This is a genomic window from Allobosea sp. NPDC055332, from assembly GCF_053645455.1.
Map to the genome: position 1 here is coordinate 621399 of NZ_JBSHMO010000002.1, position 24375 is coordinate 645773.

Sequence of the window (24375 nt, forward strand, 5' to 3'; positions counted from 1 at the left end):
TTCCGTAGAGTCCAATCAGGAGTAGTCTCATGGCTGCCAAAGAAGTTCGCTTTTCCACCGACGCCCGCGACAAGATGCTGCGCGGCGTGGACATCCTCGCCAATGCCGTGAAGGTCACGCTCGGTCCGAAGGGCCGCAACGTCGTGATCGAGAAGTCGTTCGGCGCCCCGCGCATCACCAAGGACGGCGTCACCGTCGCCAAGGAGATCGAGCTCGCCGACAAGTTCGAGAACATGGGCGCTCAGATGGTCCGCGAAGTCGCTTCGCGCCAGAACGACCATGCCGGCGACGGCACCACCACCGCCACCGTGCTCGCCCAGGCGATCGTCCGTGAAGGCGCCAAGTCGGTCGCGGCCGGCATGAACCCGATGGACCTGAAGCGCGGCATCGACCTGGCCGTCGAGGCCATCGTCGCCGACCTCAAGAAGAACTCGAAGAAGGTCACCTCGAACGCGGAAGTCGCGCAGGTCGGCACCATCTCGGCGAACGGCGACGAGTCGGTCGGCAAGATGATCTCGACCGCGATGCAGAAGGTCGGCAACGAGGGTGTCATCACCGTCGAGGAAGCCAAGACCGCCGACACCGAGCTCGACGTCGTCGAGGGCATGCAGTTCGACCGTGGCTATCTCTCGCCGTACTTCATCACGAACGCCGAGAAGATGGTCGCCGAGCTCGAGGACCCCTACATCCTCATCTTCGAGAAGAAGCTGTCGTCGCTGCAGGCGATGCTGCCGATCCTCGAGGCCGTCGTGCAGACCGGCAAGCCGCTACTGATCATCGCCGAGGACGTCGAGGGCGAGGCTCTGGCCACGCTCGTCGTCAACAAGCTCCGTGGCGGCCTGAAGGTCGCGGCCGTCAAGGCTCCGGGCTTCGGTGACCGCCGCAAGGCCATGCTCGAGGACATCTCGATCCTGACCGCCGGCCAGATGATCTCGGAAGACCTCGGCATCAAGCTCGAGACCGTGACGCTCAACATGCTCGGCCGCGCCAAGAAGGTGCGCATCGAGAAGGAGAACACCACGATCATCGACGGCGCCGGCAAGAAGAAGGACATCGAGGGCCGCGTTGCGCAGATCAAGGCGCAGATCGAGGAGACCACCTCGGACTACGACCGTGAGAAGCTGCAGGAGCGTCTGGCCAAGCTCGCCGGCGGCGTCGCGGTCATCCGCGTCGGCGGCGCGACCGAGGTCGAGGTCAAGGAGAAGAAGGATCGCGTTGACGATGCCCTGAACGCCACCCGCGCTGCGGTGGAAGAAGGCATCCTGCCGGGCGGCGGCGTCGCCCTGCTGCGCGCCCTGAACTCGGTCAAGTCGATCAAGACCCAGAACGACGACCAGAAGACCGGCGTCGAGATCGTCCGCAAGGCGATCGCTGCCCCGGCCCGCCAGATCGTCGACAACGCCGGCGATGACGGCGCGGTCGTGATCGGCAAGCTGCTCGAGTCGAAGGACTACGCCTGGGGCTACAACGCCCAGACCGGCGAGTACGGCGACCTGGTCAAGGCCGGCATCATCGACCCGACCAAGGTCGTGCGCACGGCGATCCAGGACGCGGCTTCGATCGCCGGCCTGCTGATCACCACCGAGGCGATGATCGCCGAGACGCCGAAGAAGGACGCCCCGATGCCCCCGATGGGCGGCGGCGGCATGGGCGGCATGGACTTCTGAGGAAGTCCAGCCCTCGCCTTTTGCGAGAACCACGGAGGCCCGGCGCAAGCCGGGCCTTTTTCGTTTGCCGGCGCGTCGCGCAACCGACATCGCATCGTAACGGCTCCGACGCCGTCAGCTGATCAGGTCAGGCACCTTAGGAGTTCCGATCATGATCACCCGCCGCCTGCTGCTCGCCGGCTCAGCTTCGAGCCTCGTCTTGCCCGCCCTCGCCCAGCAGGATTGGCGGCAGGCGATCAAGGAGGTGCGCTTCGGCGTCTCCTCGGCGGAGAACGAGGCGGCCGCGGTTGCGCGAAACCAGCCGGTGGTCGATTACCTCACACAGAAGCTCGGCGTGCCGGTGAAGCTCTACCGGGTCAGCGACTATGCCGGATTGGTCGAAGCGATGCGCGCCGACCAGCTCGAATTCGCTCGCTTCGGGCCGGCGGTCTATTCGCTCGGCCGGCGCGTGCTCGGCGACAAGCTGCAGCCGCTGTTCCGGGATGTCGATAACAACGGCCAGGAGGGCTATTATTCGGTCGTGGTCGTGCGTGCCGACAGCCCCTATCGGACGATCGCCGACCTCAAGGGCAAGAGCTTCGCCTTCGCCGATCCGAACTCGACCTCCGGCTTCGCCTTCCCCGCCTATTTCCTGCGCAAGCAGGGCTTCGACCCGCAGGCCCATTTCAGCGGCACCGTCTTCTCCGGCGGCCACGACAATTCGGTGCTGGCGCTGGTCCGGGGCCAGTTCGATGGCGCCGCGACCTATCAGGTCAACGAGAATTCCGGCGTCGTGCAGCGGCTGGCGCTGCGCGGCATGATCCCAGCCGGCGCGACGCGCGTGATCTGGACCTCACCGCTCATCCCGGCGAGCCCGTTTTCGACTCGCGCGAATCTGCCCCCTGCCCTCAAGGACGCTTTCGTCGCGGCGATGGTGACAATGAAGGACGAGGCCCCCGAGGTGTTCAAGACCTTCACCGACGGGCAAGTGTCGCGCTACGCGCCGGCCAGGCACGAGGATTATCTCGACGTCATCGCCGTCACTGAGGAGCTGGAAGCGCGGCGCAAGCAGAAGCCGGGCGGCTGAGCCGGGCCTGGCAATCGCGCTTTGCACAAGGAAGAGGCCCCGCAGGCTTGCATCGACTTTGGTTGTAGGCCCTAGATCGCGATAGGTGCGGCATCCTGCCGCGTCCTGCTTTCGGGGGTCTTTTTCATGAACAACCCTGCCCTGGGCGATGCCGCCAAGCTGGTCGGCCGCATCCTGCTCGCCCTGATGTTCGTGCTCGGCGGCTGGTCCAAGATCAACGGCTATGCCGGGACGCAAGCCTATATGGGCTCGGCCGGCGTTCCGGCGATCCTGTTGCCGCTCGTCATCATCGTCGAGCTGATCGGCGGGCTGATGATCGTCGTCGGCTACAAGACCCGCCTCGCGGCGCTCGCTTTGTTCGCCTTCACCATCGCCGCCTCGGTGCTGTTCCACATGAACTGGGCCCAGCCGATGCAGCAATTGCTGTTCATGAAGAACCTCGCGGTCGCCGGTGGCTTCCTCGTGCTGTTCGCGGCCGGCGCCGGCGCCTATTCGGTCGACAAGGACTGAAGGCCCATCACAAAACGCTGAAAAAGCGTGGCCTGGCCTTGAGCCGGGCCTTTTTTGTGCGCAGGGCTGATCTACAAAGCTCTTTCCTACACAGCGCGGCTCCTGCGCTGATTCCCCGACAAGGACGACGCCATGCGCCTGTTGAGTTTCGCCATCGCCGCGCTCGCCGTGATCGCGCTCGTGGTCGGCCAGCAAAGCGGGAGTACGGGCATCCTCGGCCTCGGCGTGATCGGCGTCCTGCTCGCCCTCGCGACATTCCGGGCGACTACGATCCCGTTCTTCCTGAAGATCTTCTCCGGCATCTTCGGTACGGAATACGTGATCTTCGGGGCCGGCGCGCTGCTCGCTCAGCTCGGCCTCTGGCCCACCGCCTGGCAGGCGGCCGCGCCGCCGGCGAGCCTCGCCACGACAGTCGCCGTCTTCGGCATCCTGATCTACCTGGTTTCGTTCGTCCCGGTGGTGCAGCGCATCGCCCGCATCGCCTCGCCCTACTTCGAATCCTCCGAGCCGCAGATCGCCAATCTCGGGCCATTCGGCCGCTACCGGATGCGGCTCGGCACGTTCGCGGTCGCGCTCGTCGTCTTCCTGATCGTGCTCAACCAGGCGCAGGTCGGCATCTCCTTGCGCATCAACTTCTTCTACCGGGATTTCTACAACGCCCTCCAGGAGAAGAACGCGCCGGCCTTCTGGGAGCAACTCCTTAACGTGTTCTGCGTCTGGGCGGCCGTCTCGGTCATCAGCGTGCTGATCGAGACCGTCGCCAACTCGGTGCTGTTGATCCGCTGGCGCGAGTGGATGGCGGGCGAGTACAACAAGCGCTGGCTCGGCAACGGCAACCACTACCGCATCTCGCTCGCCGGCACGGCCGACAACCCCGACCAGCGCATCTCGGAAGACACCCGTGCCTTCCTGAATCAGACCTACAGCTTCTCGCTGACGCTGATCACCCAGGTCTCGACGCTGGTCTCGTTCTCGATCATCCTCTGGTCGATCCCGGTCGCCATCACCGTGCCCGGCACCGATATCGTCATCCCCGGCTTCATCTTCTGGGCGACGCTGATCTATGCCGCGATCGCGACCTGGATCACTCACCTGATCGGCAAGCCGCTGATCGGGCTCGAATTCGAGCAGGAGCGGCGCGAAGCGAACTTCCGCTTCGCTTTGGCGCGCCTGCGCGAATACTCCGAGCAGATCGCGCTGATGCGCGGCGAAGGCGCCGAGCGGCGCCATCTCGGCGAGACCTTCGGCGGCATCGTCGACAACTTCTACAACCTGCTCTGGCGCAGGCTGAAACTGACGACCTTCACGCTGTCCTACAATCAGGCCAACGTCGTCATCCCCTTCGTGCTGCTGGCGCCCTATTACTTCGCCGGCGCGATCGCCTTCGGCGTGCTGACGCAGGTGTCCTCGGCCTTCGGCCGGGTCGAGACGGCGATGTCTTTCTTCATCAACAGCTACCAGTCGATCGCCTCCTATCTGGCCTCGATCAACCGCCTGACCACCTTCGAGGCAGCGATCGCCAAGGCGGAAGCGCAAGGAGCCGACGGCGAAGGCGCAGCGATCGACATCATCGAGAAGCCGGTCAAGGACGCGACGATCGAGACGCTCGCGCTCAACCTGCCGAACGGGCAGCCGATCGTGCAGGCTTCGAACCTCACACTGCCTGCCGGGCACTCGACTCTCGTGATCGGCCCTTCCGGGTCCGGCAAGTCGACCCTGTTCCGCGCGCTCGCCGGCATCTGGCCGTTCGGCGAGGGCAAGGTCGTGACGCCGGAAGGGCAGCGCATGCTGGTGCTGCCGCAGCGGCCTTATCTGCCGCAGGGCTCGCTGCGCGCCGCACTCGCCTACCCGTCAGAGCCGGACGCCTTCAGCGACGCCGACATCCATGCGGCGATGGAGAAGGTGAAGCTCGGCCATCTCACCGACCGGCTCGACGAGGTCGACCTCTGGGGCCAGCGCCTCTCGGGTGGCGAGCAGCAGCGGCTCGCGGTCGCGCGCGCCCTGCTGGCCAAGCCCGACTGGCTCTTCCTCGACGAGGCCACCGCCTCGCTCGACGAGAAGCTGGAAGGCGAGATCTACGAGGTGATCCGGCGCGAACTGCCGCAGACCAGCATCGTCTCGATCGGCCACCGCTCGACGCTGCGCGCCATGCACGACGAATTGATCGCAATGGAGAAGAACGCCGACGGCACCTTCAGCCCGAAGGCGAAGGCCATGGCGGAGGCTGGATGATCAGCGCGAACTGTCCCCTCTCCCCTTGCGGGAGAGGGCTAGGGTGAGGGGCGCGCGCAACGCCATTTGCTAGCGTTGCGCAGCCGAGCACCGAAACCTTGCAAGACCTGCGTGACCCCTCATCCGGCCCTTCGGGCCACCTTCTCCCGCAAGGGGAGAAAGGAGCGTGTCAGCTCAGATCCCGCGGTCGAAGCGAATCTCGCCGCTCGCCGTCTTGATGACGAGGCGCCCCTCGACGATATCCCATTGCCGGGCGCTGCGCAGCGCCATCAGATAGCCGCGCTCGAAATCAGAGGCGCCCTTGTCGCAGGCCATCTTGGTGACTGCGAGCGGACCGACGGCGAAGCCCTGCTGGCGCAGCGGATAGGCCGAGGCCGAGAAGGTGTTGCAGCCGGCAAAGCCGGTGCCACGCAGATTGGAATCGACCTTCAGCGTGGCGCGATAGCCGGTGACCGGCTTGCCGTTCATCTGCAGGATGGTCCAGGAGGCGTCGAACGGAAAGTTCTTCTCCTGCTGCCGCGGCGGCGGAGCCTCCCCTCCCGGCTGCTCGCCACGAGGTGGCATCTGCTGACGACGCTGGGCAAGCGCATCGGTCACCAGCATCGGCGACAGGGAGAGAGCGAGGGCGGCCAGGAGGCCAAGGCGCGACTGCGTATTCAACTGGTCCAGACCCCGATTGGAAAGAGCGCGACGGAGAACCGACACTTTCCACTGCACCGATCGCGGTGGCGAGCGCAAGTCTCGATCGCACCGCTTTTGGTACGACTTGCACCGAAATCGCTTCGCCTTGGCTGGTTACCCCGACATTGCGTCGGGAATCCGGCGGGTCAGATGCGTGCCAGCAACCGCTCGAGCAACGGATTGGAGCGGCGGAAGACATAGTCGAGCGTGCGCACGGTGATGTCGTCGGCGCCCGCCTTGCCCAGCTCCTCGACCAACGGAAACACCGCCTTGCGCGGGCAGTGCAGGGTGACGACACCGTCGCTGCCGGCCGCACCGAAAGGTAAACGCGCGCCGAGGCGATGGGCGATCTCTCCGAGCCGCTGCGGCGAAGTGGCGTTGAGCACGGCCCGGACCTCGCGCAGCGAGCGCGCCTCCTCCTCGGCCGCGATGCGCGAGAGGATGGCGGCGACAGCCTCGCGGGCCTGCTCGCTCCAGGGCGCGCGCACCGAGGCGACGAGATTGGCTTCGGACGCCAGGATGACGCCGTCGTCGAGCACCTTCAGCGCATTCGCCGCCAGCGTCGCGCCGGTGGTGGTGATGTCGACGACGATTTCGGCCGTGCCGGCGGCGGGGGCCCCCTCGGTCGCGCCCAGGCTCTCGACGATGCGGTAATCGGCGAGGCCGTGGCTGGCGAAGAAGCGCCGGGTCAGGTTCACGTATTTGGTGGCGACGCGCAGCTTGCGGCCGTGACGCGCGCGCATGGTCGCGGCGACGTCGTCGAGATCGGCCATGGTGCGGACGTCGATCCAGGCCTGCGGCACGGCGACGACGACATTGGCCTGGCCGAAGCCGAGCGGCGCCAGCAGCACCATGCTGGCATCGGCATCGGCGACCTGCTCGCGCACCAGGTCCTCGCCGGTGATGCCGAGATGGGCGGCACCGGAGGAAAGCTGGGCGACGATCTCGGAGGCCGAGAGATAGGCGACCTCCGCACCGGCGAGCCCGGCGATCTGGCCGCGGTACTCGCGCTGGCCGCGCGCCTGTACGAAGCTGAGGCCAGCGCGGCCGAAGAAGGCGGTGGCATTCTCCTGCAGCCGGCCCTTGGAGGGCACGGCGAGGACCAGCGGCGCGTCAGTGGTCGAATTCTGCATCATCGTCCCGCTCATGCCTTGCCTCCCGCGAGACGATCGAGCCAAAGCGAGGCGCCGACGGCCGGTACCGGCGCCGGGGCGCCGAGGCGCTGCAGCACGCCGTCATAGCGGCCGCCGCCGGCGATCGGCTTCAGGTCAGGCCGGGCCGGATCGTGCAATTCGAAGATGAAGCCGGTGTAGTAGTCGAGATTGCGGGCGAAGCCGGCCGAGAAGGAGATATTGGCGACATCGACGCCGCGCGCGGCGAGGAAGCCGGTGCGCTCGTCGAAGGCGTCGAGCGCGGCAGCAAGATCGAGCCCAGCCTCGCCGGCGAGCTTGCGCCAGGCCGCGGAGGCGCCGTCGGGATCGCCGCCGATCGCCAGCGCATGCGCGATCACGCCGCTCGCCTCGGCATTGACGGGGTTGTCGCGCTCGGCGGCCCGCGCCAGGAAGCGCTCGGCGATGTCGCCGGCCGAGCGGCCGCCGACCGTCGAGATGCCGGCGATCGAGAGCACATCCTCGACGAAGGCGCGCGCTGCCTTGGGGTCCTGGCCTTCCAGCGCCTTCAGCAGGCCGGCATGAGCATGCTCGACCTCGTTGACCGGCGGCTCGAGCACGGCGACGGCATCGGCGCCCTTGCCTTGCGAAACAGCACGCATCAGGCGACGACGAGCGGCCTGCGGCACGCCGAGCCGGTCGAGCAACGCGGTGAGCAGCGCAACATCGCCCATCAGCAGGCGCGGCCGGGTCAGCCCGAGTGCGGCGGCGGATTCGACGGTCAGCGCCATGATCTCGGCATCGGCAGCGGCGAAATCGGTCCGGCCGAAGGATTCCAGGCCGGCCTGGGCGAATTCGCTCGGCTCGTTCGCGCCGCGCATGCGGAAGACCGGACCGGCATAGGCATAAGAGGCCGGCTCGCTGGCATGGGCGGCGATGTGCGCCAGCGCGACGGGGATGGTGTATTCGGGCCGCAGGCACCATTCGCGCCCGTCATCGTCCTGCGTCAGGAAGATACGGCGGCGGATATCCTCGCCGGAGAGATCGAGGAAGGGCTCGACCGGCTGCAGGATCGCCGGCTCGGCGCGCCGATAGCCCTCGCGCTCGAACGGCGCGATCACGGTCTCGAGCTTTGAGCGCATGGCCGGCACTTTACAAACACCCTGTTGCGGCGCCGTCCTAGCAGGGACGCCCGCGATTTTCGACGGTTTTTAGGGAATTGGGTGAACGGGAATCAGGCGTAGCGCTCAAGGACCCGCTTCACCCCCGCGACCAGCTCGCTCACCGGCGCGGAAAACTGGGCCTGCGCCTGCCGCTCCTTGTGCTCGGCGGAATCCTTCACGTCGCGGCCCGCAGCGGCGAGTTCGGCGCCGAGGATGAGGTCCTTGATCACCACCGTGCCGGCTTCGCGCTCGGAGGAGCCCTGGATCACCGCGCAGACGGCGCCGCGCCGGTCAGCATACTTCATCTGGGCGTTGAAGCCGGAGGAACCGAGATAGAGATCGGCGCGGCAGAGCGCCCTGCCGTCGCCATCCTTCGCCTGGCGCAGTTGAGCGACGAAGGCCTGATAGGCCGGCATGAACTCCGGTGACTTGTTGTCCATCGCCGTGACGACGACGAGCGGCAATTCGTTCTTCGCGTCGACGATCGGCGACTTCACCGCCTTCAATGCCGAATAGAGCCGGGAGACGCCGATCGAGAAGCCGGTCGCCGGCACCGGCTCGGGCCGGAAGCGGCCGACGAGGCCATCATAGCGCCCGCCGCCGGCGACCGAGCCGAAGCGGACGACCTGACCGTCCTCATTGGTGACCGGGAAGGTCAGCTCCACCTCGTAGACCGGACCGGTGTAGTATTCGAGGCCACGGACGATCGAGGGGTCGATGATGACGCGGCCGAGATAACCCGCCGCGGTGACCAGTTCCCTGATCTGTTCGAGTTCCTCGATCCCGGCCACGCCGTTCTCGGCGCCCTCGACCAGCTTGCGCAGTTCCGCAACGGCCTCGGCGGACAGCTCGGCAGACTTGGCGCTGTCGGAGGCAGTCGACTTGCCGAGATCGGCCAGCCGCTGGCCAACGGCGAGATAGCGCAGAATCGTCTCGGCCTGCGCCTCGGACAGGCCCGCACCCTTGGTGAAGTCACCGCTCTCGTCCTTGCGGCCGTCACGGAGCAGCTTGCGGATCTCGTCGAGCGGGAACTTGTCGGCCTTGTCGATCGCGCGCAGGACCGTCAGGCGCGTGGCCTGCTCGATGCCGGCTGCATCCATCACGCCGTCGAGCACCTTGCGGTTGTTGACCTTGACGACGTAGGCCCCGCGCTCGATGCCGAGCTTCTCCATCGTGTCGGCGGCGAGCATGCAGATCTCGGCATCGCCGGCGACCGTGGCACTCCCGACAATATCGGCGTCGAACTGCATGAACTGGCGGAAGCGGCCCGGGCCCGGCTTCTCGTTGCGGAAGACATAGCCGGCGCGGTAGCTGCGATAGGGTTTTGGCAGCGCGTCGAAATTCTCGGCGACATAGCGGGCGAGCGGCGCGGTCAGGTCATAGCGCAGCGACAGCCACTGCTCGTCATCGTCCTGGAAGGAGAAGACGCCCTCGTTCGGCCGGTCCTGGTCCGGCAGGAATTTTCCGAGCGCGTCGGTGTATTCGACGAAGGGCGTCTCGACCGGATCGAAGCCGTAGAGCGAGAAGCTCTCGCGGATCACGGCGAGCATGCGCTCGGTGGCGGCGACGTCGGCCGGGCCGCGATCGACGAAACCGCGCGGCTGGCGGGCCTTCAGCTTGGCAGGGGCGGACTTGTCGGCGGACATGGCGGGGGCTCGGTAAGTAAACGCTTATTGATGTTCGAGCGGGTTAGACCGGACGGCCGCCAGGGGCAAGCGCAGCGGCCGCAATCCGGCTAGCCGCGGCCATAATCGCGCTCTACAGACCGCTTGCCGATCGCCTTGCCCCGGAACCCGACCGGCAAGCGGTCTCTGATACTAAAGTCAGAGACGGTTTCAGCGATCGGATTGATGCAATTTTATCGGATCCGGCTCTAGTCTCCGGCCGCGGCGCGAGGAATGGATGGATGCGGGTCGGATTGCGCAGCCTGCTGGCATGCCTGTTCGCGGCACTGCTGCTCGCCGCCTGCGGGCCGAGCGAGCCCGACCAGCGCAAGGCGTTCATCGGCTTCCTGCAGGCCGAGATCCTGGCGCGCCCGGGCGTGCGCCTGCCGCGCCCAGATGCCGAGAAGCAGAAAACCTTCGGCGACTATGCCAGCCACTATGCGGTGATCCAGCGCTTCCATGAGCGGATGAACGCGACGGTCGGCAAGCCGATGCAGGAAGCGACCGCCAAGGCCGCACCACGCTCGATCGAGGACGTGGTCGCCCGCAAGAGCGAGATCGCGGCGGTGCGCGCCGGCTTCGCCCAGATTCGCCAGGCGCTCGACGCCGCACTCGCCGCCGCCGAGAGCGAGCGCGCGGCACTCAAGCAGCCGGAGGACCTCGCCAAGGTCTATGCCGGCGCCTACCAGAAACTGGTGACCGAGCCGGCCGCGACCGTCCGCGAGGTCTTCCCGGTGACCGACGAGACCTTCGCGGCGATCCTGGCGCTCGCCGACTTGATCGAGGCGAACAAGGCGGCGATCCGGGTGAGCGGCTCGCAGGTCGACGTGCGCAACCCTGCGCTGCGAAACCGGGTGCAGGCGGCAATCACCGCGATGAACACCAAGCAATCGGCGATGACGGCGGCACAGCAGAAGCTCCGGCAGATGGTCTACGGGAACTGAACGGGCCTATTCCGCTGCGACGACGCCAGCTGGAACCTCTTCCCCGATCCCGGCCTTCGCCAGCCTTGCAGGCAACGGGCCGCCAGTCGCCCAGTCGAGCAGTTCGGCGGTGTGCAGGATCGGCGTCGTCGCGCCGCGATCGGCGAAGCCCTTCGCGATCTGGGTGATGCAGCCGATATTGCCGGTGGCGACGAGATCCGGCTTGGTGCGCTGGATGTTGCCGACCTTGCGCTCGCGCAATTGTCCGGCGATCTCCGGCTGGAGGATGTTGTAGACGCCAGCCGAGCCGCAGCAGATATGGCCCTCCGGCACCTCCTTCACCCGGAAGCCGGCGCGCGCCAACAGGCGCTTCGGCCCATCCTTGAGCTGCTGCCCGTGCTGCATCGAGCATGCGGAGTGATAGGCGACGGTGAGATCGAAGCTGCGGGCCGGCGCGATCTCCAGGGTCTCGACGAACTCGGTCACGTCCTTGGCGAGGCCGGCAACCGTCGCTGCCTTCTGCGCATAGGCCGCGTCGTCGCGGAACATGAAGCCGTAATCCTTGATCGTCGTGCCGCAGCCTGACGCCGTGATCAGGATGGCATCGAGCCCCTCGCCCTCGATCTCCGCCATCCAGGCATCGATATTGGCGCGGGCGAAGGCGAGCGCATCATGCTCGCGGCCCATATGGTGGACGAGCGCGCCACAGCAGCCCTCGCCCTGCGGCAGCACCACCTCGACGCCGTGGCGGGTGAGCAGGCGGATCGTCGCCTCGTTGATGCCGGGATCGAGCACCGGTTGGGCGCAGCCTGAGAGGATGGCGACGCGCCTGCGCCGCTCTCCTTCAGCCGGGAAGGAGGCCGGCCCTTCCATCGCCGAACGGTCGGGCAGGCTCCAGGGCGCCAGCGCCAGCATCGCCTTCAGCCGCGCGCCGATGATGGGCAGCGCCCCGAGCGCCCCGGCCAGCGGCTTGCCGAGCCGCGCCGCCAGCATGGCGAGGCGGAAGCGACCGGGATAGGGCAGGATCGCCGAGAGGATACGGCGCAGCGTCCGGTCGGCGACAGGCCGCTCATAGGTCTCCTCGATATGGGCGCGGGCATGATCGACCAGGTGCATGTAGTGCACGCCCGAGGGGCAGGTCGTCATGCAGGACAGGCAGGACAGGCAGCGATCGACATGCTTGACCACGTCCGGCGTCGCCGGCTTGCCGCTCTCCAGCATGTCCTTGATCTGGTAGATGCGCCCGCGCGGCGAATCGAGCTCGTCGCCGAGCAGGAGATAGGTCGGGCAGGTCGCGGTGCAGAAGCCGCAATGCACGCAGGTGCGCAGGATCTTCTCGGAGGCCGGAAGCCGCGGGTCGGAGGCGAGGAGCTCGGGCGTGAAGTTGGTCTGCATGGTCGCTTCTCAAATGCCCGCATACATCCGGCCGGGCTCGAACACCCCCTCCGGATCGAAGCTCTTCTTGATGCCCGCCGTCACCCGCATCAGCGGCTCGGAGAGCGGCTCGAAGACGGGGACCGCCGCCCGCACCGCATCGGGCGCCCGCACCAGCGTCGCATGGCCGCCGAGCGGCTTCAGCGCCGCCCGGATCGCGGTGGCGCCGGCATCCCCGTCCGCAGGCACGGCGAGCCAGACCAGGCCGCCGCCCCAGTCATAGAACCAGCGCGCGCCCGGCACGGTTCGCGCGATCGCGGCCGTCGCCTTCGGTCCATTCGTCGGGGCAAGCGAGAGCCGCCAGACGGCCTCTTGCGTGCCGGCGAAGAAGGCGGCGTCGCGCACCTCGCGCCAGAGGCTGTCCGAGGCGCGGCCCTCGATCAGCTCGGGCCGGCCGTAGCCCTTCAGCAGCCGGGCGAGTTCGGCGGCGCGATAGCTGATCGAAGCGGAGAAGTTCTCCAGCCTGAGCAGCGTACGAGCCTGCTCCGCGCCGATCCCGGCTGGCAGATGCGCCGCCGCCATCGGCTCGAAGGGCGAGCCGAGCGCGCCCGAAAGCAGCGCCACCGCCGTCTCGTCGGCGAGGTCTTCCCAGATCAGCGTCACCACGCGCTCCGGACGCGGCAGGACACGGAAGGTGACCTCGGTCAGGAAGCCGAGCGTGCCGAAGCTACCGGCGACGAGCTTGACCAGGTCGAGGCCGGTGACGTTCTTCATCACCCGCCCGCCCGACTTCACCAGCTCGCTGCGCCCATTGATCAGCTTGATGCCGATCAGGGAATCACGGGCAGCACCGGCATTGATCCGACGCGGGCCGGAGATGTTGCCGGCCGCGATGGCGCCGATCGTCGGCTCACCCTCGCTGCCGAACAAAGCGCGATGGTCCATCGGCTCGAAGGGCAGCATCTGGCCTCGGTTCGCCAGCGTCTCCTCGATCAGCTTCAGCGGCGTGCCGGCCCTGGCGCCGATCACCATCTCCGCCGGCTCGTAGAGGGTGATGCCAGAGAGCCCGGCGCTGGAGATGGTACTGACGGCGTTGTCGGGCCGGCCGAGGCCGGTGCGGGTGCCACCGCCGCGAATGGCGAGCGGAACACGCGCCTCGACGATCGAGGAAACAACAGCGCAGGCCTGCGCCTCTGTGGTGGGAGCGTGGAGCATCAGGCTGCGATCCGCCCTTCGAGGGGGAACACTTTCGCCGGATTCATCAGCCAGCGCGGATCGAACACCGCCCTCACCCGCTGCTGCTGGTGCAGGTCGGCCTCGTTGAACTGGAAGGTCATCAGGTCGCGCTTCTCGATGCCGACGCCGTGCTCGCCGGTCAGGCAGCCGCCGACTTCGACGCAGAGCTTGAGGATATCGTTGCCGGCGTCCTCGGCCTTCTGTGCCTCGACCGGATCGTTGCAGTTGTAGAGGATCAGCGGGTGGAGGTTGCCGTCGCCGGCATGGAAGACGTTGGCGACACGCAGGCCATAGCCCTTGATGATCTCGTCCATGCGCTCGAGCACGAAGGGCAATTGCCCGGTCGGGATGGTGCCGTCCATGCAGATATAGTCGGCGATGCGGCCGGTGGCGCCGAAGGCGGATTTACGGCCCTTCCAGATCGCCGCGGTCTCCATCGCCGACTTGCTCTCCTTGACCGTGCCGACGCCATGCTCCCTGGCGATCGCGACGATGCGGGCGAGCTGGGCATCCATCTCGGCGTCTGAGCCCTCGACCTCGATGATCAGCAGCGCACCGCAATCCATCGGATAGCCGGCATGGGCAAAGGCTTCGCAGATCTCGATCGCCGGCTTGTCCATGAACTCCATCGCCACCGGGATGATGCCGGCGCCGATGATCGCGGCGACCGCAGCGCCGGCCTCGACGCTGGTCGGGAAGCCGAACAGCACAGGGCGCGCGCCCTCGGCCTGGCGCAGGATACGCACCGTCGCCTCGGTAACGATGCCGAGCTGCCCTTCCGAGCCGACGATCAGGCCGAGCAGGTCGTAGCCGGGCGCATCGAGATGGCCGCCGCCGATCTCGACAATGCTGCCGTCGAGCATCACCAGGGTGACGCCGAGGACGTTGTTGGTGGTGACGCCGTATTTCAGGCAATGCGCGCCGCCGGAGTTCATGCCGATATTGCCGCCGATCGAGCAGGCGAGCTGCGAGGACGGGTCGGGCGCATAGAAGAAGCCGTCGGCCGAGACCTCAGCCGTGACCGCGAGGTTGGTGACGCCGGCCTGCACCTTCGCCACCCGGTTGGCGTAGTCGATCTCGAGGATGCGGTTCATCTTGGAGACGCCGATCACCACGGCATCCTCCTGCGGGATCGCGCCGCCGGCGAGCGAGGTGCCGGCGCCGCGCGGCACCACCGGCACGCCCTGTTCGGAGCAGTAGCGCAGCACCGCCGCGACTTCCTGCGTGGTCGAGGGCAGCACGACGGCGAGCGGCATGCGGCGATAGGCGGTCAGCGCATCGGTCTCATAGGGGCGCCGCTCGTCCTCCGAGGTGATCAGCGCATCGGGCGCGACCAATTCGGCAAGGCCGGCGACGATGGCGTCACGGCGGGCAAGGATGCCGGCATCGGGCGCCGGAAAAGCGATCGCACTCATGGCCAATCCTCCACTCACCTTGTCCCACGCGCGCCCCGCCGGACGGTCCGCGCCGCATGCACACCTACCCCGAGTCCCATGCGACTCTAGAATACTTCCACATGCGACGCAGCGCGAGTAACGTGCATGATTATTTCCAAAACGGAAAAGATGGTGGGCGCATGGACCGGTTCGGCGACCTCGACGTCTTCGCCCATGTTGTCACGGCCAGGAGCATGTCCGCCGCCGCCCGCGAGCTCAGCCTCTCGCCGGCCGTCATCTCCAAGCGTATCCGCCGCCTCGAGGACCGGCTCGGCGTCCGCCTGCTCCAGCGTACCACGCGCCAGCTCTCGCTGACTGAGGCCGGCCAGGGCTTCTATGAGCGGGTCGTCTCGATACTCGGCTCGATCGAGGAAGCGGAGGCCTGGGTCGCCAGCGGCGCCGGCCAGGCGCGCGGAACCTTGCGCGTCTCGGCGCCGACCTCGTTCGGGCGCATGCATGTCGCGCCGCACCTCAAGCCTTTCCTCGACGCCAATCCGGCAGTGAATGTCGAACTGATCCTGAGCGACGCCTTCGTCGACATCATCGCGGAAGGGTTCGACCTGGCGGTGCGGATCGCCGACCTGCGCGATTCCAGCCTGGTGGCGAAGCGGCTGGCGCCGAACCATCGCGTGCTCTGCGCAACGCCCGGCTATCTTTCCGCCAACGGCATCCCCGAGGCCATCGACGAGCTGCCGCGCCACACCCTCGTCGCCCACAATGCCGACCAATGGCGCCTCGACGGGCCGGAGGGTCAGGTCTCCGTCCGGATCAACGGGCCGCTGCGGACGAATTCGAGCGAGGTGGTACGCGAGGCGCTGCTCGCTGGCGTCGGCATCGCGTTGCGCTCGACCTGGGATGTCGGGCCTGAGCTGAAGTCGGGCGCGCTGGTCCGGGTGCTGCCGGACTATTCGGTCGGCAAGCGCGTCGCGGTCTATGCGGTCTATCCGAGCCGCCGGCACATGGAGCAGAAGGTGCGTGCCTTCGTCGACTACCTGGCGGAGCTCTACGGGGCGACACCGTATTGGGACGAAGGATTGGCCCTCTAGACCGCCCCGCATTCAAGGTATGAGCCCTCCACGGCGCGACGATTGCGCCGATCGCCGTGATCGTCGATCCTCCCGCGCCACCAGGGAGGACAGGCATGACATTCGGCTTCATCGAGGGTTTTCGGGTCGAGGTGCTCGACCCGCGCTTCCATCGGATCGTGCCCGGCTCGGCCCGGATGGAGCGCCTGTGGACCGGGGCGCGCTGGTCGGAAGGGCCGGCCTGGTTCCCGGCGCACCAGACGCTGATCTGGTCTGACATCCCGAACGACCGGATGCTGCGCTATGACGCGCTCACCGGCCAGGTCGGCACCTTCCGCCAGCCGGCGCGCAATTCGAACGGCAACACCGTCGACCGGCAGGGCCGGCTGGTCACCTGCGAGCATGGTGGACGGCAGGTGACGCGGACCGAGCATGACGGCTCGGTCACCGTGCTGGCGAGCCACTATCAGGGCAAGCGCCTCAACTCACCCAATGACGTGGTGGTGAAGGCGGACGGCTCGATCTGGTTCACCGACCCCGATTACGGCATCCTCACCGATTATGAGGGCGACAAGGCCGAGAGCGAGATCGGTCGCTGCAATGTCTACCGCATCGATCCGCAAAGCGGCGACGTCACCATCGTCGCCGACGACTTCGTCAAGCCGAACGGCCTCGCCTTCTCGCCTGACGAAAGCGCGCTCTACATCGCCGACACCGGCGCGAGCCATGACCCGCAGAACGGGCCGCGCCATATCCGCAAGCTCGCGGTGACCGGCGACGGCAGGACGCTCGGCGCCTCCTCGGTCTTCGCCACCTGCACGGCCGGGCTGTTCGACGGCTTCCGCTTCGATGTTTCCGGGCGGCTCTGGAGCAGCGCCGCCGACGGCATCCATGTCTACGATCCTGACGGGACGCTGATCGGCAAGGTGCTGGTACCGGAGGTGGTCGCCAATCTCTGCTTCGGCGGCCCCAAGCGCAATCGCCTGTTCATCTGCGGCACGACCTCGCTCTATTCGCTGATGACACACACCAACGGCGTGGGATGATCTTCAGCCAGGGAGCAAAGACGTAGACAGTGACGTAGTGCCCCGAAGGTATTGCACCCTTATCGTGCAATCCTGAATCGACTCCAACCAGAAGCCGTGATCTGATGTCGATCAGGGTCAAGTGGGGTTGGGGGCCTGACATGTCGTTGCATCCTGCCGCAGTCTCTGCGGCAGCTCTTCTTGTGGCTGCCTGCTCGACACACCCGCTGCCACAAGACTTTGCTGGTTACTCGACCTATGAAATCGTCCGACGCATCCGCTGCGAGGCGCGCGAAGCCCTGAAAGACAAGCTGCGGGTAACACTGGCAGATGCGACCCAAGACCCCGTCGCCCAGGACGTCGCCAGGCGCATGGTTCTGAAAACGATCAATCTGAACGCTGTATCGAAGCAGAAATACAGCAAGCAGACCTCTTTCTTTATCGATTATTTTCGAAACGCCGCAATTGCCTACAGTTTCACCTTCGACATGACCGAAGTGAACGATTTCGGTGGCTCAACAAGCTTTCTCAAGCCGATCTTCCGCGGAACGGAAAGCATCGGGCTATCGGCCGGCTTGAACCGATCCCGGAACAATACCCGGACGTTCACGATCGCCGACAAGTTCGGCGAGCTGATCGACACCGTCAAAGACGACTATTGTGAAGGCAAATTCGCGCCCGAAAAGATCAGCAGCAGCCTTACCTATCCGATCACGGGCCGGATCGGGCTGGCGGAGATGATCGACAACTTCGTCGACATGAGCTTGTTCGGCAGTCTCAGCGACGCCAAGGGCGACGCACCGACCATCGCAGATTCGCTGGAATTCGTGACCCGCGTCTATGGCAGCGCGACACCGCGCATCGAGCTGGCGGCGCTGAGAAACGACGCCGCCCTCGTTGGTGCAAACGCCGGTATCGAAGTCAGTCGAACCGACAAGCATCGCGTCATCATCGGCATGTCGCTGCCGGTGAAGGCGAAGGACACGGTCAATCTCGACAAGAACGAATTTCCGAGCCTGCTCGTGACCGAATCTGGCGACGCAACACAGAGGCAGGCGATCCGCGCAGTCGACCAGGTCCTGCAGCGGGACCGCCTCATCATCACCCGTTGACCAGGGAGGCACAATCATGGCGGCAAGTCGTGGCCGGATCGATCCGAAGGGCGAGCGACTCAAGGTCGAGTCGATCATCGACTTCGTCCGCAAGCTCGAAGCGAGCGGCCGAACCGACGAGTTCGTCACGTTCTGGCGGGAGCGCCGGTTGACGCTGAGGGCGAACGCCAAAACCTTGCGGAGCCTGTCCATGTTTCTGGAAACGCTCGCTGAGCCGCAGATGCAGAGCATGGCGACGCGAACACTCGAGTCAAACCGGGCACAGTGCGTCGATTACCAGTGCCCGCATGTCGAGCGCTGATGCCGCTTCGGCATCAACCCCATACCTATTGTGACGGGGGAGATGGCGCGGACGGCTTCACCCAGCCGACGAGGAAGGGCATCAGCAGCCCGAGCAGCATGAAGCGCACCAGATGATGCGCGCCGACATAGAGCGGATCGAGCCCCATGGCGAAGGCGAGCATCGCCATGGCCTCGAGCCCGCCCGGTGCGAAGGCGGCCATAGCGCTGGCATAGGGCACGCCAGCGAGCCAGGCCGCCGGCCAGGCGAAGGCGAAAGCGACCGCCATCGAGACGACGAAGCCGCCGATCGCGAGCGGAAACAGCGCCGCGATCTCGTTGCGCTTGAGATTGGAGACGCGCCCACCCATGGCGGCGCCGAGCATCACCATCACCGCGATCGCGATCTCCGGCGGCATGGTGCCGTGAACGAGGCCGGTGCCATGCAGCACGGCACTCGCCAATGTGGCGCCGAGGATGAAAGGCGCGGTGACGCCGACGCGCTCGAAGATCAGCCCCGTCACCAGCCCGCTGCCCAGCAGCAGCGCCATGTCACCGACACTCGCAACCGCGACCGGAGGCGGCAAGGCAAGCGGACCGCCGCTGCTGAGCTTCATGATGCTGGGCAGGACCGCAACCAGGACAAGGATGCGGAAGAGCTGGATCGCGGCGATACGGCCGATATTGGCGCCCTTGTCCTGCGCCACCGAGATCACCGCCGAGAGCGCGCCGGGCGCGGCTGCCAGCAGCGAGTCGATCCAGCTCCAGCGTGCGACGAAGCGTAGATAGGCGCCGGTCGCCAGCATGATCGCGAGGAGGCCGACCACGAGGACCAGGAGCGAGCCGGGATAGCGCGCCGTCGCGGCGAGCGCCTCGGGCGTCGCGGCCGAGCCGATCAGCGCGCCGGACATCACCATGGTCGAATCGAACCAGGGGCGGCGCAGATCAGGCAATGGCCGGGTGATGCCGAGAACGGACACCACCAGCATCGAGCCCGAGAGCCAGGCCGCCGGGACGCCGAGCAGCGTGAAAAGCGTGCCGCCGACCGCCGCGCAGGCGATCACCGCCGCTTCGCGCGACAGGGTTCGCAGATGATAGGGGACATAGCTCGGAACAGGCATGAGGCTCGCGATGCGCCATGACTGCGCACCGCGGCATCAATGACGACCGCCAGCCCTCAGGTCAAACGCCCGGAGCGCAAGCAGGGCATGACACTGGCGGTCAGCTCGCCAGCGCCTTCTGCAGGCGCGCTACCGCCTCGACGAGGTCCGAGGCCTTGCGGGCGAAGCAGAAGCGCAGGCCGGTCTCGCCGCCGGGGCCGAAGGCAGTGCCCGGCGCCAGGCCGACATTGGCCGTGTCGACCAGTTCGAGCGCGAGCTTGCGGGAATCGGTCCAGCCGTCGACGCTGAAGAACTGGTAGAAGGCGCCGTCCGGCGCCTGCAGGTTGACGCGGTTGGTCGCCTTCAAGCCCTCGGCGACGATGCGGCGGCCTTCGGTGGCGCGGGCGATCTGCTCGGCAACGAAGGGCTCGCCCTCTTCCAGCGCCGCGATGGCGGCGCGCTGGACGAAGACCGGCGAACCGGAGGTCGAATACTGGATCAGGTTCTCGACGATCTGGCCAAAGGCCGGCGGCACCTCGATCCAGCCGACGCGCCAGCCGGTCATCGCCCAGTTCTTCGAGAAGGTCTGGACGAAGAGGACCCGGTCCTCCTGCTCCATCACATCGTGGAACGAGGCGGCACGCGGCGAACCATCATAGACGAAGCGGGCATAGATCTCGTCGGCGATGATCCAGATGCCGTATTTGCGGGCGATGGCGAGGATCGCGGCGAGCTCGTCACGCGTCGCGGTCCAGCCGGTCGGGTTGGCGGGGGAGTTGATGACGAAGGCGCGGGTGCGCGGCGAGATTGCCGCTTCCAGCTTTTCGAGGTCGAGCGTAAAGCGCCCATCCTTGAACTCCATGGGAACGCAGACCGGGTTGGCGCCGGCGACGCCCATGGCGGCGGCGAAGTTCGGCCAGGCCGGGGTCGGGATGATCAATTCATCGCCGACGCCCGCGATCAGCCGGACCGCGATCTGGACCGACTGCATGCCGGAGCCGGTGACGTAGAAGCGGTCCATGGCGAACGGGCGGCCATAGAGCGCGGTGTGATAGCGCGCTAGCGCCTCGCGCAGCTCCGGAATGCCGCGCTGCCAAGTGTAGAAGGTCTCGCCCTCGGCCAGCGACTTGTTGGCGGCGCGGACGATGAACTCGGGCGTCGGCAAGTCGCCCTCGCCGACCCAGAGCGGGATCAGCCCGGGTTTGAGCCGGCCGTGGTTGACGACCTCGACGATACCGCTCTCGGGTGCGTTGCGCGCCTCGGGGCGCAGGTCGGCGATCAGGCTGGTGCCGGCCGGTGCGTGCATGTTCATGGGCGATCCTTCGGGCGATCCGTCGCGAGAAACATGCACGCCAATCTAACGCATTACGCGCTGCCGCGGCATGAAATGACGAGATCGACCCGATCGGTCGCGGTGATGGATCGCGGGGCGGCTCGAAGGCTCGGTACGCCCCGCGAAGAGCGTCAGGCCTTCTGCTTCAGCAGGTCGCGGATCTCGCCGAGCAGGACGACATCCTGCGCAGGGGGCGGCGGCTCAGCCGGAGCAGCAGCGGCTTCCTTGCGCTTGAGCCGGTTGATGCCCTTGACGACCATGAACAGCACGAAGGCGATGATCATGAAGTTGACGGCGATGGTGATGAAGCTGCCATAGGCGAGCACGGCGCCCTGCTTCTTCGCATCGGCGAGGACAGGTGAGGTGACGGCGCTGTTGAGGCCGATGAAGTAATTGGAGAAGTCGACGCTACCGATCGCACCGATCAGCGGCATGATGATGTCGCCGACCAGCGATTCGACGATCTTGCCGAAAGCCGCGCCGATGATCACGCCGATGGCGAGATCGACGACATTGCCCTTGAGGGCAAACTCCTTGAATTCCTTGATCATGGTGCGCCTTTCCGAATGCCTGGCCAGTCTTCGGCACCACGCTGCGCAATGCCGCCCCCGTCCGCAGGCTAGAACATCGAAGCTGGCAGAGGAAACCGCTGCCGGGCCGTTTTCCTCGATCTTTCTCTAGGAAAATGCGGATTCCAGACTTCGAATGCCGATAATGCGAAGTCGAGACGACAGCGAACGCTGCGGCAGAGAGCCGGCTCCGCCGCAGCATCCGTCCGGTTTCAGTGGCCGATCCTGCCGGGCGCCAGCGGCTTGAAGCGGAAGATGTAGTACGGCGCCTTGTTCAGGGCCTTGCCATCGTTGAAAAGGGCGGCCTGCGGCAGCTGCGCAGCCGAAACATACATGAAGCCATCAGGCGAATAGCTGACGCCGTCGGGCCAGCTCAGCCCATCATGCGTCGCAAAGCGCCGGTACTGGCGACCATCGGCGGGGATGACGCCGACCGCCTTCGCCTCGACCTCGGTGAGGTAGAGATTGCCCCTGGCATCGAGCGAAAAGCCGCCATTGTTCGGCTTGGCCGCGTAGCGCTCGACCTTGCTGCCGAGCCCGGCCTCGCTGAGGCGCTCATCGTTCAGGTCGGCGATGCGCAGGCGATAGACGCTCGTGCCGCTCAGCGGCGCGTAATAGAGCCAGGTAAAATCCTTGTCAGCCGCGATGCCGTCGGCACCGACCTTGATCACGGCAGGCTTGCCGTCCTTGCCGGGCACGGTCAGGTCCTTGCCCTCGACCGTGATCGGCCTGTCTTCCGGCAAGGTACTGGCATGGCCTTGCAGGACCCGCCGCGCCGCGCCGGTGTCCATGTCGACGACGACCAGCGCTGCCTTGCTGCCGTCGCCGCCCGGCCCGATGCCCTCGTCGGCGATGTAGAATTTGCGATTCTTCAGGTCGACGACGAAGTCGTTGTGCTGCGATTCCGGCAGCGAGGCCGGGGCCGGGATATAGTAGATCCGGTGCAGCCGGTTGCGCTTGCTGTCCCAGCCGACGAGCTTCGGCGTCAGCGGCGTGCGCTGCCCCATATCCATCAGCCAGATGATGCCGTTCTCGTCGCCGCGCAGGCCGAGCACGCTGTCGAGATAGCGGTCGGTGCCCGGCCGCGGCGTGTTCCAGCTCGCATCCGGGAATGGCTTGAACGATTTGCGGTCCGGATTGAGCTCAGCGACGCGGATATCCGGCGCGAAGAACGGGTGGTGGCTGAAGATCACCCGCTTGTCCGGCGTGAAGGTGATGTTGCCGACCGCCTGGGGCAGTTCGGCGAAGATCTCGGCCTTCACCGTTTCAGCAGCCTTCTGAGCTTGCGCGCCGTGAGGATTCGCTAGGAATCCGGCCGCTATTGCGGCCGTGATGACGATACGCATGGTTCACCCTCCCAGTTTTGTTTTCAGAAGCCTTCGAGAACGATCTTGCCCTTGGCTTTGCCGCTTTCGAGCAGAGCGTGGGCGCGCCTGAGATTGGCCGCATCGATCCTGCCGAAATGCTCGCCCAGCGTGGTCCTGAGCCTGCCGGCGTCCACCATGGCGCCGACCTCGTTGAGCAGGACGTGCTGGGCCTCCATGTCGGCGGTGCCGAAGAGCGAGCGCGTGAACATCAGCTCCCAGTGCAGCGAGACGCTCTTGCGCTTCAGCTTCATCACGTCGATCGGCTCGGGATCGTCAATCAGGCCGAGGCGGCCCTGCGGCGCGATCAATTCGACGATCTCGTCGAAATGCCGGTCGGTCTGGGTGGTCGAGAAGACGAAGGCCGGTGCGCCGATGTTGAGTGCGGCGATCTGGGCGGCAAGCGGCCTGGTGTGGTCGACGACATGATGGGCGCCGAGCTCCCTGACCCAGGCCTGCGTTTCCGGCCGCGAGGCGGTCGCGATCACCGTGACGTCGCTGAGCTGCCTGGCGAGCTGGATCGCGATCGAGCCGACGCCGCCGGCGCCGCCGATGATCAGCAGCGCGTTCGCGGCACCCGGCACCGGCCGGCGGATGTCGAGCCGGTCGAACAGCATCTCCCAGGCGGTGATCGCGGTCAGCGGCAGCGCCGCCGCCTCCGCGACCGAAAGCGAATTCGGCCGGCGCCCGACGATACGCTCGTCGACCAGATGATATTCGGCATTGGTACCCGAGCGGCCGATCGCGCCGGCGTAGAAGACCTTGTCGCCCGGCTTGAACAGTCTCGCATCAGGGCCGACCGCGTCGACGATGCCGGCAGCGTCCCAGCCGAGGACCTTCACGCCGCCCGGCTCGGGCTGCGAGCGCAGGCGCATCTTGGTGTCGACCGGATTGACCGAGACCGCCTCGATCCGAACCAATAGGTCGCGGCCGGCCGCCGCCGGCTTGTCGAGCGTCAGGTCAAGCAATGACTCAGGGTGCTCGATCGGATGGGATGCGCGGTAGCCAACGGCTTTCATCGGAATATCTCCTGTTGAAGGCCGAGAAATACTGATAGGCTCCTGAGCTGCAATACGCACAAATTGGACCAGTAGTATCACAATGGATACTGTCGGATGCTGAAGACAAAGAAGCGCTACGACTGCGCCGCCGGTTGCCCGGTCGAGGTGACGCTCGACCTGATCGACGGCAAGTGGAAGGGCGTGATCGTCTACCACCTGCTCTCGGGCACGCTGCGCTTCAACGAGATCCGCCGGAAACTGCCGAGCGCGACGCAGCGCATGCTCACCCGGCAATTGCGCGAGCTCGAGGAGTGCGGGCTGGTCACTCGCACGGTCTATGCGCAGGTTCCGCCCCGAGTGGACTATGCCCTGACCGAGGAAGGCCGCTCGCTCGAAGAGATTGTCCGCGCCATGCATGCCTGGGGCGAGCGGCGGCTGGAACGGCTGGCGCAGGTCCAGACAGCAGCCTGAGGACAGGCCGAAAGGCCGATGGCGGCGGCGACGCA

The 24375-nt window shown here is 66.4% G+C and carries 22 protein-coding genes; 10 read left to right on the forward strand and 12 right to left on the reverse strand.

Going from position 1 to position 24375, the window contains the following annotated elements:
• Nucleotides 1–29 precede the first annotated feature (29 nt).
• The 4 genes from groL (at nucleotide 30) to ACWIGM_RS11605 (ending at nucleotide 5475) form a co-directional block, all read left to right on the forward strand.
• A complete protein-coding gene (groL, locus tag ACWIGM_RS11590) occupies nucleotides 30–1667 on the forward strand; it encodes a chaperonin GroEL (protein WP_092163328.1) in 1638 nt (545 codons plus the stop codon).
• A 151-nt stretch (nucleotides 1668–1818) separates the two neighbouring features.
• A complete protein-coding gene (gene phnD, locus ACWIGM_RS11595; protein WP_454026085.1) occupies nucleotides 1819–2733 on the forward strand; it encodes a phosphate/phosphite/phosphonate ABC transporter substrate-binding protein in 915 nt (304 codons plus the stop codon).
• A gap of 126 nt (nucleotides 2734–2859) precedes the next feature.
• Nucleotides 2860–3243, forward strand: a complete 384-nt coding sequence (locus tag ACWIGM_RS11600; protein WP_454026086.1) for a DoxX family protein — start codon at nucleotides 2860–2862, stop codon at nucleotides 3241–3243.
• Nucleotides 3244–3375: 132 nt separating this feature from the next.
• On the forward strand, nucleotides 3376–5475 hold the full coding sequence (locus ACWIGM_RS11605; protein WP_454026087.1) for an ABC transporter ATP-binding protein/permease: 2100 nt from the start codon (nucleotides 3376–3378) through the stop codon (nucleotides 5473–5475).
• Nucleotides 5476–5649: 174 nt separating this feature from the next.
• Here the strand turns inward: ACWIGM_RS11605 and ACWIGM_RS11610 are convergent, their stop codons facing one another.
• From ACWIGM_RS11610 to hisS, 4 genes are all read right to left on the reverse strand, one after another.
• A complete protein-coding gene (locus ACWIGM_RS11610) occupies nucleotides 5650–6135 on the reverse strand; it encodes an META domain-containing protein (protein ID WP_454026088.1) in 486 nt (161 codons plus the stop codon).
• Between the two features lie 167 nt (nucleotides 6136–6302).
• Nucleotides 6303–7304 carry an ATP phosphoribosyltransferase gene (gene hisG / locus ACWIGM_RS11615; RefSeq protein ID WP_454026089.1) on the reverse strand — a complete coding sequence of 334 codons (1002 nt, stop codon included), beginning with the start codon at nucleotides 7302–7304 and terminating at the stop codon, nucleotides 6303–6305.
• Complete coding sequence (locus ACWIGM_RS11620; RefSeq protein WP_454026090.1) at nucleotides 7301–8407, reverse strand: ATP phosphoribosyltransferase regulatory subunit; 1107 nt, start codon at nucleotides 8405–8407, stop codon at nucleotides 7301–7303. Before ACWIGM_RS11620 ends, hisG begins: the two co-directional genes overlap by 4 nt.
• Before the next feature lie 92 nt (nucleotides 8408–8499).
• Entirely contained in the window at nucleotides 8500–10074 is a 1575-nt protein-coding gene (gene hisS, locus ACWIGM_RS11625; RefSeq protein WP_454026091.1) for a histidine--tRNA ligase, read from the reverse strand.
• Between the two features lie 260 nt (nucleotides 10075–10334).
• On the opposite strand from hisS, the gene ACWIGM_RS11630 reads away from it, so the two are divergent.
• Nucleotides 10335–11036, forward strand: coding sequence for a DUF3053 family protein (locus ACWIGM_RS11630; protein ID WP_454026092.1), 702 nt, complete (start codon nucleotides 10335–10337; stop codon nucleotides 11034–11036).
• A gap of 6 nt (nucleotides 11037–11042) precedes the next feature.
• Here the strand turns inward: ACWIGM_RS11630 and glcF are convergent, their stop codons facing one another.
• The 3 genes from glcF to ACWIGM_RS11645 are packed head-to-tail and all read right to left on the reverse strand — an operon-like array spanning nucleotide 11043 to nucleotide 15040.
• Nucleotides 11043–12410, reverse strand: a complete 1368-nt coding sequence (gene glcF, locus ACWIGM_RS11635) for a glycolate oxidase subunit GlcF (protein WP_454026093.1) — start codon at nucleotides 12408–12410, stop codon at nucleotides 11043–11045.
• Between the two features lie 9 nt (nucleotides 12411–12419).
• On the reverse strand, nucleotides 12420–13607 hold the full coding sequence (locus tag ACWIGM_RS11640) for an FAD-binding protein (protein ID WP_454026982.1): 1188 nt from the start codon (nucleotides 13605–13607) through the stop codon (nucleotides 12420–12422).
• Nucleotides 13604–15040 carry an FAD-binding oxidoreductase gene (locus ACWIGM_RS11645; RefSeq protein ID WP_454026094.1) on the reverse strand — a complete coding sequence of 479 codons (1437 nt, stop codon included), beginning with the start codon at nucleotides 15038–15040 and terminating at the stop codon, nucleotides 13604–13606. Before ACWIGM_RS11645 ends, ACWIGM_RS11640 begins: the two co-directional genes overlap by 4 nt.
• Nucleotides 15041–15201: 161 nt before the next feature.
• Between ACWIGM_RS11645 and ACWIGM_RS11650 the strand changes: the two genes are divergently transcribed.
• The 4 genes from ACWIGM_RS11650 to ACWIGM_RS11665 all read left to right on the forward strand — a co-directional run bounded on the left by ACWIGM_RS11650 (nucleotide 15202) and on the right by ACWIGM_RS11665 (nucleotide 18524).
• Entirely contained in the window at nucleotides 15202–16107 is a 906-nt protein-coding gene (locus ACWIGM_RS11650) for a LysR family transcriptional regulator (RefSeq protein WP_454026095.1), read from the forward strand.
• 95 nt (nucleotides 16108–16202) lie between these two features.
• Nucleotides 16203–17132, forward strand: a complete 930-nt coding sequence (locus ACWIGM_RS11655; protein WP_454026096.1) for an SMP-30/gluconolactonase/LRE family protein — start codon at nucleotides 16203–16205, stop codon at nucleotides 17130–17132.
• 140 nt (nucleotides 17133–17272) lie between these two features.
• Nucleotides 17273–18223, forward strand: a complete 951-nt coding sequence (locus tag ACWIGM_RS11660) for a hypothetical protein (protein ID WP_454026097.1) — start codon at nucleotides 17273–17275, stop codon at nucleotides 18221–18223.
• 16 nt (nucleotides 18224–18239) lie between these two features.
• A complete protein-coding gene (locus ACWIGM_RS11665; protein WP_454026098.1) occupies nucleotides 18240–18524 on the forward strand; it encodes a hypothetical protein in 285 nt (94 codons plus the stop codon).
• Between the two features lie 25 nt (nucleotides 18525–18549).
• Here ACWIGM_RS11665 and ACWIGM_RS11670 read toward each other — a convergent pair whose 3' ends face one another.
• The 5 genes from ACWIGM_RS11670 to ACWIGM_RS11690 form a co-directional block, all read right to left on the reverse strand.
• Complete coding sequence (locus tag ACWIGM_RS11670) at nucleotides 18550–19623, reverse strand: AbrB family transcriptional regulator (protein ID WP_454026099.1); 1074 nt, start codon at nucleotides 19621–19623, stop codon at nucleotides 18550–18552.
• Between the two features lie 100 nt (nucleotides 19624–19723).
• Complete coding sequence (locus ACWIGM_RS11675; RefSeq protein ID WP_454026100.1) at nucleotides 19724–20914, reverse strand: pyridoxal phosphate-dependent aminotransferase; 1191 nt, start codon at nucleotides 20912–20914, stop codon at nucleotides 19724–19726.
• 152 nt (nucleotides 20915–21066) lie between these two features.
• Nucleotides 21067–21486, reverse strand: a complete 420-nt coding sequence (gene mscL, locus ACWIGM_RS11680; RefSeq protein WP_454026101.1) for a large conductance mechanosensitive channel protein MscL — start codon at nucleotides 21484–21486, stop codon at nucleotides 21067–21069.
• A 230-nt stretch (nucleotides 21487–21716) separates the two neighbouring features.
• Nucleotides 21717–22766 (reverse strand): L-dopachrome tautomerase-related protein, encoded by a 1050-nt coding sequence (locus tag ACWIGM_RS11685; protein ID WP_454026102.1) that lies wholly within the window; start codon nucleotides 22764–22766, stop codon nucleotides 21717–21719.
• Nucleotides 22767–22873: 107 nt separating this feature from the next.
• Nucleotides 22874–23887 (reverse strand): zinc-binding alcohol dehydrogenase family protein, encoded by a 1014-nt coding sequence (locus tag ACWIGM_RS11690; protein ID WP_454026103.1) that lies wholly within the window; start codon nucleotides 23885–23887, stop codon nucleotides 22874–22876.
• Between the two features lie 96 nt (nucleotides 23888–23983).
• Here ACWIGM_RS11690 and ACWIGM_RS11695 point away from each other — a divergent pair, with 96 nt between their 5' ends.
• Complete coding sequence (locus tag ACWIGM_RS11695; protein ID WP_454026104.1) at nucleotides 23984–24340, forward strand: winged helix-turn-helix transcriptional regulator; 357 nt, start codon at nucleotides 23984–23986, stop codon at nucleotides 24338–24340.
• Nucleotides 24341–24375: the final 35 nt, after the last annotated feature.

What these genes read in the sequence shown, in the direction of transcription:
- groL (WP_092163328.1), top strand. Translation starts at nt 30, where the DNA reads ATGGCTGCCAAAGAAGTTCGCTTTTCCACCGACGCCCGCGACAAGATG.
- phnD (WP_454026085.1), top strand. Translation starts at nt 1,819, where the DNA reads ATGATCACCCGCCGCCTGCTGCTCGCCGGCTCAGCTTCGAGCCTCGTC.
- ACWIGM_RS11600 (WP_454026086.1), top strand. Translation starts at nt 2,860, where the DNA reads ATGAACAACCCTGCCCTGGGCGATGCCGCCAAGCTGGTCGGCCGCATC.
- ACWIGM_RS11605 (WP_454026087.1), top strand. Translation starts at nt 3,376, where the DNA reads ATGCGCCTGTTGAGTTTCGCCATCGCCGCGCTCGCCGTGATCGCGCTC.
- hisG (WP_454026089.1), bottom strand. Translation starts at nt 7,304, where the DNA reads ATGAGCGGGACGATGATGCAGAATTCGACCACTGACGCGCCGCTGGTC.
- ACWIGM_RS11620 (WP_454026090.1), bottom strand. Translation starts at nt 8,407, where the DNA reads ATGCGCTCAAAGCTCGAGACCGTGATCGCGCCGTTCGAGCGCGAGGGC.
- hisS (WP_454026091.1), bottom strand. Translation starts at nt 10,074, where the DNA reads ATGTCCGCCGACAAGTCCGCCCCTGCCAAGCTGAAGGCCCGCCAGCCG.
- ACWIGM_RS11630 (WP_454026092.1), top strand. Translation starts at nt 10,335, where the DNA reads ATGCGGGTCGGATTGCGCAGCCTGCTGGCATGCCTGTTCGCGGCACTG.
- glcF (WP_454026093.1), bottom strand. Translation starts at nt 12,410, where the DNA reads ATGCAGACCAACTTCACGCCCGAGCTCCTCGCCTCCGACCCGCGGCTT.
- ACWIGM_RS11645 (WP_454026094.1), bottom strand. Translation starts at nt 15,040, where the DNA reads ATGAGTGCGATCGCTTTTCCGGCGCCCGATGCCGGCATCCTTGCCCGC.
- ACWIGM_RS11650 (WP_454026095.1), top strand. Translation starts at nt 15,202, where the DNA reads ATGGACCGGTTCGGCGACCTCGACGTCTTCGCCCATGTTGTCACGGCC.
- ACWIGM_RS11655 (WP_454026096.1), top strand. Translation starts at nt 16,203, where the DNA reads ATGACATTCGGCTTCATCGAGGGTTTTCGGGTCGAGGTGCTCGACCCG.
- ACWIGM_RS11660 (WP_454026097.1), top strand. Translation starts at nt 17,273, where the DNA reads ATGTCGTTGCATCCTGCCGCAGTCTCTGCGGCAGCTCTTCTTGTGGCT.
- ACWIGM_RS11665 (WP_454026098.1), top strand. Translation starts at nt 18,240, where the DNA reads ATGGCGGCAAGTCGTGGCCGGATCGATCCGAAGGGCGAGCGACTCAAG.
- ACWIGM_RS11670 (WP_454026099.1), bottom strand. Translation starts at nt 19,623, where the DNA reads ATGCCTGTTCCGAGCTATGTCCCCTATCATCTGCGAACCCTGTCGCGC.
- ACWIGM_RS11675 (WP_454026100.1), bottom strand. Translation starts at nt 20,914, where the DNA reads ATGAACATGCACGCACCGGCCGGCACCAGCCTGATCGCCGACCTGCGC.
- mscL (WP_454026101.1), bottom strand. Translation starts at nt 21,486, where the DNA reads ATGATCAAGGAATTCAAGGAGTTTGCCCTCAAGGGCAATGTCGTCGAT.
- ACWIGM_RS11690 (WP_454026103.1), bottom strand. Translation starts at nt 23,887, where the DNA reads ATGAAAGCCGTTGGCTACCGCGCATCCCATCCGATCGAGCACCCTGAG.
- ACWIGM_RS11695 (WP_454026104.1), top strand. Translation starts at nt 23,984, where the DNA reads ATGCTGAAGACAAAGAAGCGCTACGACTGCGCCGCCGGTTGCCCGGTC.